General features: G+C 63.9%; 16 protein-coding genes. 9 read left to right on the top strand and 7 right to left on the bottom strand.

Going from position 1 to position 15,193, the window contains the following annotated elements; translation table 11 throughout:
* The 3 genes from AS156_RS29530 to AS156_RS29520 all read right to left on the bottom strand — a co-directional run.
* Nucleotides 1-622, bottom strand: a 622-nt coding sequence (locus AS156_RS29530) for an SDR family NAD(P)-dependent oxidoreductase (protein ID WP_066512131.1), incomplete at its 3' end; no start/stop codon positions are given.
* A complete protein-coding gene (locus AS156_RS29525; RefSeq protein ID WP_066512367.1) occupies nucleotides 612-1,259 on the bottom strand; it encodes a TetR/AcrR family transcriptional regulator in 648 nt (215 codons plus the stop codon). The genes AS156_RS29530 and AS156_RS29525, both read right to left, overlap by 11 nt.
* Complete coding sequence (locus tag AS156_RS29520; RefSeq protein WP_066512129.1) at nucleotides 1,259-2,755, bottom strand: AMP-binding protein; 1,497 nt, start codon at nucleotides 2,753-2,755, stop codon at nucleotides 1,259-1,261. The genes AS156_RS29525 and AS156_RS29520 overlap by 1 nt, the downstream gene beginning before the upstream one ends.
* A 169-nt stretch (nucleotides 2,756-2,924) precedes the next feature.
* Here AS156_RS29520 and AS156_RS29515 point away from each other — a divergent pair, with 169 nt between their 5' ends.
* The 9 genes from AS156_RS29515 (at nucleotide 2,925) to AS156_RS29475 (ending at nucleotide 11,013) form a co-directional block, all read left to right on the top strand.
* Complete coding sequence (locus AS156_RS29515) at nucleotides 2,925-4,184, top strand: ABC transporter substrate-binding protein (protein ID WP_066512126.1); 1,260 nt, start codon at nucleotides 2,925-2,927, stop codon at nucleotides 4,182-4,184.
* A 98-nt stretch (nucleotides 4,185-4,282) separates the two neighbouring features.
* Entirely contained in the window at nucleotides 4,283-5,185 is a 903-nt protein-coding gene (locus AS156_RS29510) for a branched-chain amino acid ABC transporter permease (protein WP_066512123.1), read from the top strand.
* A complete protein-coding gene (locus AS156_RS29505; RefSeq protein ID WP_066512120.1) occupies nucleotides 5,182-6,201 on the top strand; it encodes a branched-chain amino acid ABC transporter permease in 1,020 nt (339 codons plus the stop codon). The genes AS156_RS29510 and AS156_RS29505 overlap by 4 nt, the downstream gene beginning before the upstream one ends.
* Nucleotides 6,202-6,203: 2 nt before the next feature.
* On the top strand, nucleotides 6,204-6,962 hold the full coding sequence (locus AS156_RS29500; protein ID WP_066512117.1) for an ABC transporter ATP-binding protein: 759 nt from the start codon (nucleotides 6,204-6,206) through the stop codon (nucleotides 6,960-6,962).
* Nucleotides 6,959-7,675 carry an ABC transporter ATP-binding protein gene (locus AS156_RS29495; protein WP_066512116.1) on the top strand — a complete coding sequence of 239 codons (717 nt, stop codon included), beginning with the start codon at nucleotides 6,959-6,961 and terminating at the stop codon, nucleotides 7,673-7,675. The genes AS156_RS29500 and AS156_RS29495 overlap by 4 nt, the downstream gene beginning before the upstream one ends.
* Nucleotides 7,676-7,701: 26 nt before the next feature.
* Complete coding sequence (locus tag AS156_RS29490; RefSeq protein ID WP_066512112.1) at nucleotides 7,702-8,907, top strand: CaiB/BaiF CoA transferase family protein; 1,206 nt, start codon at nucleotides 7,702-7,704, stop codon at nucleotides 8,905-8,907.
* 15 nt (nucleotides 8,908-8,922) lie between these two features.
* Complete coding sequence (locus tag AS156_RS29485; RefSeq protein WP_066512110.1) at nucleotides 8,923-9,699, top strand: enoyl-CoA hydratase/isomerase family protein; 777 nt, start codon at nucleotides 8,923-8,925, stop codon at nucleotides 9,697-9,699.
* Complete coding sequence (locus AS156_RS29480; RefSeq protein WP_066512107.1) at nucleotides 9,700-10,155, top strand: MaoC family dehydratase; 456 nt, start codon at nucleotides 9,700-9,702, stop codon at nucleotides 10,153-10,155. It begins immediately after the preceding gene.
* A 3-nt stretch (nucleotides 10,156-10,158) separates the two neighbouring features.
* Nucleotides 10,159-11,013, top strand: a complete 855-nt coding sequence (locus AS156_RS29475; RefSeq protein ID WP_066512106.1) for an HpcH/HpaI aldolase/citrate lyase family protein — start codon at nucleotides 10,159-10,161, stop codon at nucleotides 11,011-11,013.
* Here AS156_RS29475 and AS156_RS29470 read toward each other — a convergent pair whose 3' ends face one another.
* From AS156_RS29470 to AS156_RS29455, 4 genes are read right to left on the bottom strand one after another with little or no spacing between them, the layout of a single operon-like run.
* On the bottom strand, nucleotides 11,014-12,252 hold the full coding sequence (locus AS156_RS29470) for a CaiB/BaiF CoA transferase family protein (RefSeq protein WP_082747799.1): 1,239 nt from the start codon (nucleotides 12,250-12,252) through the stop codon (nucleotides 11,014-11,016). It abuts the gene before it with no gap.
* Nucleotides 12,249-13,289 (bottom strand): TRAP transporter substrate-binding protein, encoded by a 1,041-nt coding sequence (locus tag AS156_RS29465; protein WP_066512365.1) that lies wholly within the window; start codon nucleotides 13,287-13,289, stop codon nucleotides 12,249-12,251. The genes AS156_RS29470 and AS156_RS29465 overlap by 4 nt, the downstream gene beginning before the upstream one ends.
* A 41-nt stretch (nucleotides 13,290-13,330) precedes the next feature.
* The gene (locus AS156_RS29460) at nucleotides 13,331-14,620 is read right to left on the bottom strand and encodes a TRAP transporter large permease (protein ID WP_066512101.1); all 1,290 of its coding nucleotides are present in this window, start codon (nucleotides 14,618-14,620) and stop codon (nucleotides 13,331-13,333) included.
* Complete coding sequence (locus tag AS156_RS29455) at nucleotides 14,617-15,177, bottom strand: TRAP transporter small permease (protein ID WP_136626493.1); 561 nt, start codon at nucleotides 15,175-15,177, stop codon at nucleotides 14,617-14,619. Before AS156_RS29455 ends, AS156_RS29460 begins: the two co-directional genes overlap by 4 nt.
* Nucleotides 15,178-15,193 lie beyond the last annotated feature (16 nt).

Below are 15,193 nucleotides of genomic sequence, written 5' to 3'. Positions count from 1 at the left end.
CCAGCCGGTTCATAGCGGTCGGGCGCGCGAGCTGGCCCTTGTTCAGGGCGCCCGATGCGATGCCGGCTTCGAGAGCCGCCGTGCGGGTGAAGCCGGGCGACACCGCGTTGACGCGGACACCGGTGCGGCCCCATTCGGCGGCGAGTGTCTGCGTGATCTGGATGACACCAGCCTTGGCCGCGGTGTAGGCGTGGATCGGTCCCGAGGTCATGCCGGCGACCGAGGCGACGTTGACGACCGCGCCATGTCGCCGCTTCGCCATTCCAACGCCGACGCTGCGCGCGACCAGGAAGGTGCCGCGGAGATCGATGTTGACCTCTCGGTCCCACTGCTCCATCCGCACCCGTTCGATCGAATGCATCTTGCCAAATACGCCGGCGGCATTGACGAGGCCGGTGATCGGGCCATGCGCCTTCTCGATATCGGCAACACCGGCGACGACGGCACTCTCGCTCGCGACGTCGAACGGCGCCGGCCACAGGATGGCCGTGGTCCCGACCAGCGGTTCGGGCGCGATATCGACGATGACGACGTGCTGCCCCAGATCGGCGAGCAGGGTCGCGGTGGCGGCGCCGATGCCGCGGCTGCCGCCGGTGATGAGGATGGTGCCGTCAGCGCTCATCGTTGTTGTCCTTGTCGTCGGTATTGAAGAGCCCATGCGTGACCAGTTTCTGATAGGCCGTGACGACGTAGTCGGGGACCGCTGTGACGCCGTGCTCGGAGTAGGAATAGCGGCGGCTGAGATAGCCGCGTGCACCCATCAACACCTGGACGATGGCCTCGAATTCCTCATCGGTGAAGGCGGTGGTGGCTCCCGCGCTTCGCGAGCGCTGCAGGATGCGGACATAAGCGCTCGAGATGTTGTCGAAGTGCTTCTGGTATCCGACCGGCGCGAAGAACTCGGCCTCGTTGAGGATGCGCAGGAATTCCGGCACCTCGCGGATGAAATCGAAGAACGCGCTGAAGCGCTCGATTTCCTGCCGTGCCGCATCTGCGGTCCCGGTGCGCGCGCGGATGAAGCGCACCATGTCGAGCCCGATCTTGGGCAGCAACTGGTCAAGCAATTCCTGGCGGTTCTCGAAATGATTGTAGAAGGTGCCTTGCGCGACACCCGCGGCTTCCGTGATGCGGGCCACCGAGGCCTCGGCGTAGCCGTATTTGCCGACGACCTTGGTCGCGGCGTCGAAGATCTTCTGCTTGGTCCAGGCGTTGCGCTCGACCCGGTTGAGCTTTGTCACCTTGGCGGATGTGGCTTGCATCATGCGGTGGCCTCGAGTTCGGCACGGAGAACGCGCTTGAGCACCTTGCCGGACGGATTGCGCGGCAAACTGTCGCGAATGATCAGTTGCTTCGGAACCTTGAAGGCGGCGAGCCGGGCGCGGCAGTATTCGGTGAGAGCCGTCAGGTCGAGAGTTGCGCCTTCCGCTAGGACCACGACGGCGGCCGGCCTCTCGCCCCAGCGGTCGTCGGGCAGACCGATCACGGCGACCTCGTTCACCTCAGGCATTTCGTAGATGACACGCTCGACCTCTGACGATGCGATGTTCTCGCCGCCCGAGATGATCATGTCTTTCTTGCGGTCGGTGAGGTACAGGAAGCCATCTTGGTCGAGATAGCCGATATCGCCGGTGCGGAACCAGTCGCCGAAGAAGGCGGATGCCGTCTTCTCGGGATCCTTCCAGTAACCCCGCGTTACCTTCGGTCCGCGAAGGCAGATCTCGCCATTCTGACCGGCCGGCAATCGCTTGCCGACGTCGTCGCGAATCTCGATCTCGACATGGGCGATGGCGCGGCCGGTCGAGCCGATCTTCTCGATCTCGCGGCCTGGGTCCATGAAGGTGTCGCCGCCGCAGCTTTCGGTGAGGCCGTAGGCATCGATGTAGCGCGCATTCCTGAAATACTCGGAGAAGGCGCGGATGCGGACCTCCGGCGTCTTCTCGCCGCCGCCGATCGCCCATTGCAGGCTGGAGACGTCGTAGCGCTCGCGGTTCGGGCAGGTGAGCAGCGCGGTGGTCATCACAGGCGCGAACCAGGCGGCGTTCAGCTTCTCGCGCTCGATCGCGGCGAGTGCCGGTTCGGGCTCGAATGTCCGATGGATGCACAGCATGCCGCCGTGCCAGAGCACGGCGATCCCGGGCAGGTCGAGCGCGCCGACGTGATAGAGCGGACCGACGACGAGCAGTCGCGTGTCCGCGTTCAGTCCGAGCACCAGCGTCTGATCGGCCGATTTCCAGTAGATGTTCTCGTAAGAGAGCATCACCCCCTTGGGACGATCGGTCGTACCCGAGGTGTACATCAGCCGCATCAGGTCGCGCGGTTGGCACACATGCATCGGCGCGGGCGCGACGTCGGGCGCAAGGCTCGTGATGCTGGATTGCGCGATCTCGTCGAGCAGCACGACGGGTGCACCGCCGCCCGCGATCGCCGCAAGCTCCTCGTCGGCGATCAGGAGACGCGCGCCGGAGTTGCCGACGATGTAGCCGACCTCGTCGGCCGACAGGCGATAGTTGATCGGCAGGAACACAGCGCCGATATGGCTCGCCGCAAACACCAGTTCGAGAAACGCGGCGCTGTTCTTCATCAGCACGGCAACGACATCACCGGGGCCGATGCCGCGTGCAGCCAGCCAGCCGCTAACCTGCCTGATCCGCAGGTCGAAGCTCGCGTAGGTGATGTCCTCGCCGCGATATTTCAGCGCACAGCGATCGGGCGTCCGCTTGGCGTGAAACGCGATGAAGCTGGAAAGATTGATCATTTGCCGCTCGATAGGGCCGATTCCGGCCCGTTCTTTCCCAGGATGAATTATGACTCGTAATTCATCTTTGGCTTGACGTCACCCCCCTTGCTCTGAAAACATCGTGGACACGGAGACGGAACGATCTCCGACAGGGATTTGGGAACGCACACCCGACAGGGAGGGGAAGATGGAGAGCACCCGTAAACCGGGCGTCAGCCGGCGCGCGACTCTTGCGCTGATGGGCGCCGGTGCGGCGACCTTGGCTGCGCCATGGGTGGCCAGCGCGCAGGCCAAGACGATCAAGATCGGCATGCCGACCATCCTGTCGGGCCGAGTTGCGCAACTCGGAACATCATCGCGCAACGCCGTGCTGCTCGAGGTGGAGAAGGTCAATGCGGCTGGCGGCCTCGCCGGCCGGCAGATCGAGATGGTGATCCGCGATTCCAAAGGGCAGCCGCAGGAAGCCGCTCGCATCGCGCGCGAGCTCGTTAACACCGACGGCTGCGAGATGCTGCTCGATGGCGAGGCGTCCTCGGGATCGTTTGCGGTTCACGAGGTGGCGCGCGATCTCGGCGTGCTCTGCATCCATACCTGCTCGGAGGCCTCGTCGCTGACGGCCGATCCCAAGCAGCACATCCCGAATGCATTCCGTTGCGTCCGCCAGGGCATTCACGATTCGATCGTCGGCGCCAGCTATGCGGCGTCGATCGCAAAGGCCAAGGGCCTGAAGAAATGGGCGACCTGTTCGCCTGACTATGCCTATGGCCGCGACACCACCGGCGAGTTCGTGCTGTACCTGAAGAAGTTCGCGCCCGACGTCGAGGTCATCAGCGAGTCCTGGCCAAAACTGTTCCAGCCCGACTACACCGACGTGATCACGAAGATCCTGCAGGCGAAACCGCAGGCGCTCTATTCCTGCCTGTGGGGCGGCGATCTCACGTCCTACATCGACCAGGCCAACATCTACGCGATGTTCACCCAGATGGAGGTGTTCGCGGTCAACATGGCCGATTACACTGCGCTCACCGTGGTGAAGAACCTGCCCAAGGGCATCCACTCCGGCGACCGCTACATCAAGACGTTTCCGCCGACACCGGAGAATGCGGCCTGGGGCGACGCCTACAAGGCGAAGTACAGCGAATATCCGACCAACTGGTCCTGGCAGAACGCGACGGCCGTCATGTTCCTCAATGAAGCCGTCAAGAAGGCCAACTCGACTGACGGCAAGAAGGTCGCGGAAGCGCTGACCGGATTGACCATCAAGTGCCCGTTCGGCGCCGATGGCACAGTCACGATGCGCGCCGACGACCACACGCTGGTCGGTTACGCAATCGGGTGGGGCACCACGATTCCGAAGGAGCCCTATGTGCTCGATATGAAGGCCGGTGACTGGAAGACCATCTTCGAACTCGAAGCCGAGTGGAAGAAAAGCAAGGGTTACACCTGATCCGTACGCCAGGCGGGGACAGCGGTCAGCAGTCCCCGCCGGCGATCTGATGCTTGTCGCGCGCCGGCGTTGCGGCCCGCCGTAATGGATGATTTCCCGTGGACCTCGACGCGCTCGCCAGTTGTTTCGCCAGTCCCGCTTGCCTGGTGACCCAAACCACCAGCGGCCTGATCATCGGTATGCTGCTGTTTCTCGTCGCCGTCGGGCTGACCCTGATCTTCGGCGTGCTCAAGGTAGTCAATTTCAGCCATGGCGCCTTCTATATGTTTGGCGCCTATTTCGCGATGACGGCCTATCAGCTCACCGGCAGCTTCGCGCTGGCGATGCTGTGCGGCGCCGTCGGCACCGCGATCCTCGGCCTGATCTTCGAGCGCGCGTTCATGAGCCGGGTCTATGGCGCCGACGTCCTGATGCAGCTCCTGGTCTGCTATGCCTTCGTGCTGATCTTCGATGACGTCGTGCGCATGATCTGGGGCCCGGAGTTCAAGTCGATGGGCATGCCGGCCGCATTCCAGGTTCCGCCGCTGTTCATCGCGGGCGGCGTGGTGCCGCCCTACTATCTGCTGCTGATCGGCGTGGCGCTCGCCGCTGCCGTCGTTCTCGGACTAGGGCTGGCGCGCACAAAGATCGGCAAGGTGATCCGCGCAGCAGCGCATAATCCGGGGATGGTGTCTGCGCTCGGCATCAACACGGGGCTGATCTATGGCGGCGTGTTCGCGCTCGGCGGCTTGCTGGCGGGGCTAGCCGGCGCGCTTGCCGCACCCGTGCGCTCGCTGACACCGGGCATGGGGTTCTCGGTGCTGATCGAGTCCTTCATCGTCACCGTGATCGGCGGCATGGGCTCGATCCTGGGTGCGTTGATCGGCGCGCTCCTGATCGGACTGATCCGCTCCTTCGGATCGCTCGGTTTTCCCCTGTACACCGAAGGGCTGATGTATCTCTTCATGGTGATCGTGCTGGTCGCGCGGCCGACCGGCCTGTTCGGCAAGGAGGCCGCATGACCGAATTGCAGGCCGGCGAGGGCGCGCAGGTGCTCAAGGTGCCGCGGATCGACGCGAGGGCGCAGCGTTACCGCGATGTCCTGATCGCGCTCGTGGCCTTCATCGTGCTCGCGCTGCTGCCGATGGTGTTCGGCAGCAAGCAGCTGCTCGACTTCGTGGTCCGCTGCGCGGCCTACGGACTGTTCGCGACGTCGCTGAATCTCCTGGTCGGCTACACCGGAATGATCTCGTTCGGCCATGGCATGTTCTTCGGCCTCGGCGCCTATGGCTTCGGTTTGATGATGCAGAAAACCGGTGTGCCGATTCCGGTCGCCTTTGCCGCGACGTTGGCGATCACCTTCCTTGTTGCCGCAGTCATCGGCGCAATCTGCGTGCGGCTGAAGGAGATCTACTTCGCCTTCGTCACGCTGGCATTCCAGATGCTGATCCACTCGACCATCCTGTCGTGGCAGTCGCTGACCGGCGGCGACCAAGGATTGCGCGGCGGCATCCCGCGGCCGCCATTTCTCGGCATCGACCTGTCGAGGCCGATGCATCTCTACATCGCGAGTTGCGCGTTGCTGGTGATCGGCCTGCTCCTGATGCGCCAGATCGCGCAGTCGCCATTCGGCTACACGCTGCGCATGATCCGCGACAACCCGACGCGCGCGAGCTTCATCGGCATCGATGTCTGGCGGGCGAAGCTCGTGATCTTCGTGCTTGCGGCGCTGTTCGCGTCGACCGGCGGCATGATCATGGCGTTGTTCGTCTCAGGCGCCTATCCCGAATTCGCCTACTGGACGATCTCGGGTGAGGGCATCTTTATCAACATGCTCGGCGGCGTCACCACGTTCCTCGGGCCGATGGTCGGCACCGCGCTGCTGCTACTCCTCAACGACACGGTCACCCGCCTGACGGAATATCACGGCATTGTCCTTGGCATCGTGATCCTGTTCTTCGCTATCGGCCTGCGGAAGGGGCTGATGGATTTCATCGTGGAATGGTTCGTGCAGCGTCGCGAGGGAGCAAACGGCTAGCCATGCTGGAGATCCGCTCCCTCTCGAAATCCTTCGGCGGCGTCAAGGCGACGGACAACGTCTCGCTCGACTTTGCCGACGGGTCGTTGACTGCCGTGATCGGCCCCAATGGAGCCGGCAAGAGCACGTTCTTCAACCTGATCACCGGCGCGCTGCGACCGGATGCGGGCCAGATTCTGCTCAATGGCGTCGACATGGCCGGCAAGACTCCGCCGGAGATCGTGCGCCACGGCATTGGTCGCGCCTTCCAGGTTGCGAGCATCTTCCCGTCGCTGACGGTGGAAGAGACGATGCTGGCCGCGGTCTGCGCCGACCAGCGGCGGGCCGGCGTGATGCATCGTCGTTTTCCACTGGCCGAGACGCGGGATCGCGCCGAGCATGCCATGGAGCTGCTTGGGCTTGCCAACAAGCGCAACAGAACGGCTGCGACGCTGTCGCATGGCGACCAGAAGCTGCTCGATATCGCGCTCGCGCTGGTGCTCGAACCGGAAGTACTGCTGCTGGACGAGCCGACGGCCGGCATGGGCACTGAGGAGCGCTGGCGCATGATCGACAAGGTGCGCGAGCTCTGGGAGAAGCAGAAGATCACGGTGGTGTTCATCGAGCACGATATGGACATCGTGTTCAAGATCGCACCTAAGATCGTCGTGCTGTGCTACGGCCGGATCCTTGCGACCGGCACGCCGGACGCGATCCGCAGCAACGACGCCGTCATCGAGGCCTATCTCGGCAGCGAAGACCGTGCGGGAGCCGTCGCATGAGCACACAGCCGGTGGTGCAGGTCGAGGACCTCGACGTCTATTACGGCACCAGCCAGATCCTGTTCGGTGTCGCCCTGTCGGTGCGGCAGGGCGAGACCATGGCGCTGTTGGGTCGCAACGGCGCCGGTAAGTCGACAACCATGAAGGCGATCATGGGGCTGGCGCCGGCGCGGCGCGGCAAGGTGACCTTGCGCGGCAACGTCGTGTCTGGGCTGAAGCCGCATCGCATAGCGCAGGCCGGGCTCGGCTTCGTGCCCGAGGACCGGCAGATCTTCCCGGAGCACACGGTCGAGGACAATCTCGTCATCGGTCAGAAGAAGGGGCCGAACGGCGAGGACGAATGGTCGATCCGCCGGGTCTATGATGTGTTTCCGCTGCTGGAGCCGCTGCGGCAGCGGATCGCCGGCCGGCTGTCCGGCGGCGAGCAGCAGATGCTGGCGATCGCCCGCACGCTGATGGGCAATCCGGTGCTCCTGCTGCTGGACGAGCCGAGCGAGGGGCTGGCGCCGATCATCGTGCAGCGAATCGGCGATCTGCTGCGGCAGCTCCGCGGCACTGGTGCCACAGTATTGATCGCCGAACAAAACATGCATTTTTGCCTTGGCCTTGCGAGCCACGCGACGGTTATCGACAAGGGGCAGATCGTCTACACATCCTCCATCGAAGAGCTCAGGGCCAACGACAACATTCGACAGCGCTATCTGGCGCTGTAAGGCCCCTGACAGCAACGGGAGGAAAAATGGCGGGCGAACGCAAGCTCACGCCGACGCATGAGGCGCCCTATCGGGGATTGAAGGTGCTCGATTTCGGGCAAGGCATCGCGTCGCCCTATTGCGCGATGCTGCTCGGGGTCTACGGCGCCGATGTCATCAAGGTCGAGCCGCCTGAGGGCGATTGGTCGCGCTATCTCGGCACGACCTATGGCAATCACACGACCTTGTCGGCCGTCTACAACCGCGGCAAGCGCAGCCTGTGCCTCGACATGAAGCACAAGGATGGGATTGCGATCGCCCAGCGTCTGGCAAAGGACGCCGACGTGCTGATCGAAGGCTTCAGGCCCGGCGTCGCCACCCGGCTCGGGCTCGGCTATGAGAGCCTGTCGCAGGACAATCCCGGCCTGGTCTATCTGTCGGTCAGCGGCTTCGGGCAGAGCGGGCCGTACTCCAAGCGGCCCGGGTCGGACTCGGTCGCGCAGGCGTTCTCGGGGCTGGTTTCGGTGAATGTCGGGACCGACGGCGTGCCGCACCGAGTCGGCACCACGATCTCCGACATCGTCACCGGCGTCTACGCGTTCCAGGCCATCGCGACGACCCTATTTGCGCGCGCGACCGTCGGCACCGGCCGCTGGATCGACGTCAATCTCTGCCAGTCGACCTCGGCGCTGCTTGGCCACAAGGTGGCCGAGTTCATCCTCGAGGGCGGGGCGCCTCGCGCGCTCAACGTGCCGGCCGGCACCTACCAGACGCAGGACGGCTGGATGATGGTGACGCTGGTCAATGAGCCGCAATACAAGCGCCTGTGCGGGGCGATCGACCGCGAAGATCTCGCCACCGATCCGCGCTTTGCCGATTTCGCCCGGCGCGCCGATTCCGCCGACGCGCTGATCCCGCAATTGCGCGAGGTATTCCTGACCCGGCCGACGGACGCCTGGCTGACGCAACTCCACGCGGCCGATATCATTGCCGAGCGGATCCTCACTCCGGGCGAGTGGCTGCGCAATGCCCATGTCGAGGCAACCAAGGCGTCGGTGTGCCAGGATACCCCGGGCGTCGGCCCGGTCTACACGCCGCGGACGCCGGGCATCGCAAGCCTGTCGGAGGACCGCCTTTGTCCTGCCCCGGATGTCGGACAGGACAGCCGCGCGGTCCTCACTGAGGCTGGCTTTGGTCCGGCCGAGATCGACGGGCTGGTTGAGTCCGGCGCGGTGCGGCAGGCCAAGCGATAACGAAGGCAACCATTCATGAGCACAGATCTCGTACGTTACTCGGTGACGAACCACATCGCCGAAATCATGCTGGACCGCGGGCCGGTCAATGCACTCAGCCTGCCCTTGATCGACGCGCTATTGGCCGCGCTGGCCAAGGCGCGCGACGATGAGATGGTTCGCGCCGTCATCATCGGTAGTGCCCACAAGGTGTTTTGCGCTGGCCTCGACCTCGACATCGTCAGGGGCAAGCCCGCGATCGAGACCAAGACATTCCTCGAGCGTCTCTATTTCGCGCTGAACGATACGCAATACCGGATGGGCAAGCCGACGATCGCGGCCATCGATGGCGCGGTGAGGGCGGGCGGCATGACGATTGCGATCTCTTGCGACATGACCATCGCCGGCGACGCCTCCACCTTCGGCTATCCCGAGATCGATGTCGGCCTGATCCCGGCGATCCACTTCGTGCAGCTGCCGCGGCTGGTCGGCAAGCACCAGGCGTTTGCCCCCTTGTTCCTCGGCGAGCCCTTCGATGCAGCCACTGCCTATCGCATGGGCCTGCTCAGCGAGGTCGTGCCGAAAGGCACCGCGCTTGATCGCGCTCGGGAGATCGCGCGCAAGCTTGCGACGAAATCACCGATCGTGATGAAGATCGGGCGCGACGCGTTCATGCGCGCGGTCGATGCGGATTTCCGACGATCGGTCGAGAACACGGCGGAAAGCTTCGTTGTGGTCGCATCGACCGAGGATTGCCAGGAAGGACTGAATGCGTTCGTCGAGAAGCGGACGCCCAACTACAAGGGACGGTAAATGGCCGGATTGTATTTCGAAGAGTTCGAGGTCGGGCAGGAATTCCATCACGAGTTTAGCCGAACCGTGACGGAGATGGACAACACCATGTTCAGCCTGCTGACCATGAACCCGCAGCCGTTGCACCTCGATGCGCATTTCTCGGAAAAGACCGAGTTCGGCCAACGGTTGTTCAACAGCCTCTACACGCTGGGCATCATGATCGGCATGAGCGTGTACGACACGACGCTGGGAACCACGGTCGGCAATCTCGGCATGACCGACGTCAGGTTTCCCAAGCCCGTGTTCCACGGCGACACGCTGAAGGCGCACACCAAGATCATCGGCAAGCGCGCCAGCAAGTCGCGACCGACTCAGGGCATCGTTGAGTTCGAGCACACCATGACCAATCAGCGCGGCGAGGTGGTCGCGAGCTGCCGCCGTACCGGCCTGATGCATTGCAAACCGAGGGCCTGAGCGATGCGATCGTTCCTGTTCGTTCCCGGTGACAGCACCCGGAAATACGAGAGCGCCAAGAAGACCGCGGCCGACGCGTTGATCCTCGACCTCGAGGATTCCATCGCGCCGGACCAGAAGGTGACCGCGCGAGGCATCACCCGAAAGATGCTCGACGAGCGCAACCCGAGCCAGAAGCTCTACATTCGTGTCAATGCTCTCGACACGGATATGACGCTCGGCGACCTGGCGGCCGTGATGCCGGGCAAGCCTGATGGCATCGTGCTGCCGAAATGTGCCGGCGCGGCCGACGTCAACAAGCTTGCGCTCTGGCTCGATGCGTTCGAGGCTGCATCTGATATCGCGCAAGGCACCACGCGTATCGTGACGGTTGCGACCGAAACCGCACGCGCGGTGCTCAAGATCCTCGACTTCGAGAACATGAGCCCGCGGTTGTGGGGCATGATGTGGGGCGCGGAAGACCTCGCGGCCTCGCTCGGCGCGTCGCGCAACCGCACCGACGGCCGCTATCACTCGCCCTTCATCCTGGCCCGCGATCTCTGCCTGATCGGCGCGGCCGCAGCCGGCGTCGTGGCCATCGATACCATCGCAACCGACATCAACGACCTCGACGCGCTGAAGGCCGAGGCGATTGCTGCGCGCCAGGACGGCTTCCTGGCCAAGGCCGTGATCCATCCCAAGCATGTCGACGTCGTCAACGCGGCCTTCATGCCGACGGATGAGGAGGTCGAATGGTCGAAGCGGGTGATCGCCGCGTTCGCCGGTAATCCGTCCGGGGTGGTCAAGATGGACGGCAAGATGCTGGACAAGCCGCACCTTCGCGCCGCCGAGAAGATTTTGGCGTCGCGCGGAAGATAATCAGCGATCCGGCTCGATCAGCGCGCCGCCTTCAATGAGGGCGGCGATCTCTGTGTCTGCGAGCCCAGCCTCGCGGAGGATTTCCCGGCCGTGCTCGCCGAGCCGCGGCGGATGGCTCCGGATCGACGGCGGCGTCTTGCTCCAGGTCGCGGCCGGGCCGGCGACCCGTAGCGTTCCCTCCGTCGGGTGCTCGATGGTCTGGATCAGTCCGACCGCCGCCAGATGCGGATCGTCGATCAGGCTGTCGAGGTCGTGCAGCGGCGCATGCGGAATGTCGGCGTCCTCGAAGAAGCGCATCCATTCGGCGGTCGTGCGGGTCTTCATCATCTGCGAGAACCAGTCGTAGACGAAGTCGTAGTTGCGGGTTCGCGCCGAGATGCTGTTGAGCCTGGGGTCGCGATCGGCCGCGTCGGCGAGCCCGATCTTGGCGAAGAACGCGTTCCACTGCTTGTCGGAATAGACCAGCGCGCAGATATAGCCGTCGCTGGTCTGATAGGGGCGGCGATCGGGCGACAACAGCCGCGAATAGCCCGGCGGCCCGATCGGCGGCTCGAAGCTGCGGCCGGCCATGTGATCGCCGAGCACGAACTGCGCCATGGTCTCGAACATCGGGATTTCGATGGCCTGGCCTTCGCCGGTCCGTTCGCGGTGAAACAGCGCCGCGAGGATTGCGTGCACGGCGTTCAGGCCGACGGTGCGATCGGCCATGGTCGTCGGCGAGTAGCGTGGTTCGCCGGTGATCTTGCCGGTGAGCGCGGGCAGGGCGGTGAGGCCCTGGATCAGATCGTCATAGGCGGGCCGTCCCGCATAGGGCCCGGTCTCGCCGAAGCCATGCAGGCTCGCGTAGACCAGCCGCGGATTGATCGCGAGCAGATCGTCAGCCCCGAGTTTCAGCCGTGCCATCGCCGCCGGGCGGATATTGTGCACGAAGACATCGGCGGCCGCGGCAAGCCGCAGCAGGGCGGCACGGCCACCGGCCTTCTTGAGGTCCAGCACGATCGAGCGCTTGTTGCGGTTGCCCTGCAGGTACATCGCGCCCATCCCAGGATGGCGCATCGGAGCTGCATGGCGCATCACGTCGCCATCGGGGCTCTCGACCTTGATCACGTCGGCGCCGTAGTCGCCGAGGATCATGGTCGCATAGGGCCCCATCATCACGCTGGTGAGGTCGATGATCCTGACCCCTGCGAGGGGACCCGCGGGCGTGGACTGCGTGTTCCTCGTCGGCGCCCCGCTCAATGGGTTGCCGCCAGCGCTTCGGTGAAGGCCTTGTAGACGTCGGTGCCGGGCTTGCCGCGCTTGTCGACGTCCTTCACCCATTCCTGCGCGACCGCCCTGAAGGCGGTGTCGAACACCTTCTTGTCGTCGGCGCTGAAGTTGATGACCTTCATGCCCTGCGACTTGATCTTGTCGGTCGCGGCCTTCTCGCCGTCCTCGAACCGCTTGCAGGCCTCGCGCGTGGTCTGCTCGCCGGCATCGACCAGTGCCTTGCGCACATTTTCGGGCAGTGACTTGAACTTCGCCTCACCGATCGAATAGGTGAAGATGGCGGTGCCGAAATTCAGGCCCTCGGTGCCGGACTTGAGGATCTTGCCGAAGTCGTAGGACACGGAGCTCTGATAGGAGAAGATGAGCCCGTCGAGCGTGCCGCGCGTTAGCGATTCATAAATCTCGGGTGCTGCCATTCGCACCGGCACGCCGCCGATCGAGCGCATCATCAGGTCCATCGCGCCGCCGGTGGTGCGGACCTTCAGGCCCTCGATGTCCTTTGCCGACTTGATCTCGCGGCTGGTCGCGAGCTGAAGCTGATAGGCCGGCAGCGCGAGTGTCACCAGCGGATGGAGCTGGTTCGGGGCGAACTCCTTGGTCTCGAGGATGCCGCCATTGTGCGAGACCTTGTAGAAAGCGAGTGAGCCCCGGCATTCGTTGTCGAAGATGCCCGGTAGCTCGGCCACCGCCGTCAGCGGAAACTTGTCGGACGAGTAGGACGGCACGATGTAGGAGACATCAGCCACGCCGAGCGCGGTGAGCTGGGCCATGTCCTTGGCCTTGCCGAGCTGCTCCGCCGGAAAGTGCTGGAACGTGACCTGGCCATCGGTCAACTTGGTGACCAGCTCCGAAAACGGCTTGCCGACGAGTTCGTGGATCACGTGGCCGGATGGCAGGCTGTCGGCGAGGCGCAGCGTGATCTTCGCCTGCGCCAGAGCCGATGATGCGGAGGCGGCCAGCAAGGCCGTGCCGATGCCGGCGGTGAGAAAGCGAGAACAGAACGTCATTATGGTCTCCCAGCAGGTGGCCGTCTCAACCGACGGCTTCTTCAATGTTGCATATGGTTCGGCAGCCAGAGGATGATCTCCGGAAATGCCACGAAGATCGCAATCGCTATCAGGTGAGCAATGAAATGCGGGAACGTGCCGTGGAACACCTCGCCCACGGGACGGTTTGCGTAGCGCGCCACGATGAAGCAGTTCAGCCCGATCGGCGGCGTGATCATGCCGACTTCGGCCGTCACGATCTTGATGACGCCGAACCAGATCGGATCGAAGCCGAGCGACTTGATCAGCGGCAGCACGATCGGAACGGTCAGAACAAGGATCGCGATCTGATCCATGAAGGAACCGAGCACGATGTAGCCGCACAGGATCAGCGCGATGATGACCCAGCGCGAGACGTCGAGCCCGCCGACCCAGCCGATCAGGTTCTGGGTGACCTGCGTGAGGGTGAAGAAATAACCGAAGATCTGCGCGCACATGATGATCAGCACTATCATGCAGGTGCCTTGCGCCGCGTGCCGCAACGTCACATAGAGTGACGTCATGTTGATCTTGCGCTTCCAGCAGGCGAGACAGAAAGCGCCGAACGCGCCGAATGCAGACGCTTCTGTCGGCGTCGCGATTCCGAGATAGATGGTGCCGGTGACGATCGAGAACAGCACCACCATCGGGCTGACCTGCCAGAGCAGGCCGAGGCGCTCGGACCATGACACCGCTGTTACCGTCGGTGCGCGCGAGGGATCGAGCAGCACCAGGATGTAGATCGTCGACATGATGATGACGGTGACGAAGATCGCCGGAATGATGCCGCTGATCAAAAGCTTTCCGATGTTCACCTCGGCGAGCAAGCCGAAGATGACGAGCGCGACCGAGGTCGGCAGCAGCATTGCGAGCGTACCCGAGATGGCCACGACGCCGGCCGCCATCCTGGGTTCGTAACCTTGGCGGATCATCGCCGGCAGGCTGGTCGAGGACAGCGTCGCGGCTGACGCGGTGCTGGTGCCGCAGATCGAGCCGAAGTCGGCACCGGCAAGGGCGGTCGCCATGCCGAGTCCACCCGGGATTCGTCCGACCCAGGCCGCCGCCGTCTTGAAAAGATCGTCGGCGACGCCGGACAGCAGCACGAGGTCCGCCATCAGGAGAAACATCGGGATCGTGATCAGCTCGTAGGAGCTGACGGCCGACAGCGGCGTCGTCTGCAGCACGCCGAGCAGGATCGGCAGGCCGCCGGTCAGATAGAGGCCGACCCCGCCGGAGAAGGCCATGGCGAATGCCACGGGCGTTCCGATTGCCAGCAGGAAGAACAGCAGGCCAAGGACAAGGGCGGGGATCATTCGAAACCTCCGGCGGCCTTCTCCGAATGACCCGAGATGGCCGGCAGCGGCAGCAGGTTCTCGCCCGTCAGAAGGCTTGCGGTATTGGCAATGAGGTGAACGGCGAGCCGCAGCGCCAGGATTGCCGCCCCGACAGGGACGAACGCTGCGGACGCCCAGGTCGGCCACGGGATCGCACCTGCCATCACGTCGCCGGATACGTAATTGTCTAGTGCCCGTTGATAGCCGAGCCAGGCGATCGGAATGAAGATCGCGAGCCCGACGAGGTTTGAGATGATGACGCACAGGCGCTGGATCACGGCCGAGAAGCGAGGCAGCAGGATATCGACGCTGATGTGCCCATTCACCGCGTAGGTGCCGGACAGCGACAAGAAGAAGACTCCCGTCATCACGTAGAGCGAGATCAGGTCGTAAGCCCAGGAGAACGGGCGGTTGAAGACGTAGCGCATCACGACGTCGGAGAACACGATGATCATGATCGCGAACATGAACACGGCGGCGACGGCCGAGGTGACCTTCTCGACGGCGGTCAAGGCCTTCAGGCTTGTCTTGATCACGTTCAGCTCCGTCGCG

Source organism: Bradyrhizobium macuxiense, assembly GCF_001542415.1.
GTDB lineage: Bacteria > Pseudomonadota > Alphaproteobacteria > Rhizobiales > Xanthobacteraceae > Bradyrhizobium > Bradyrhizobium macuxiense.
Note: the sequence above shows the minus strand (reverse complement) of the source record. Positions and strands in the feature narration are given on the sequence as shown.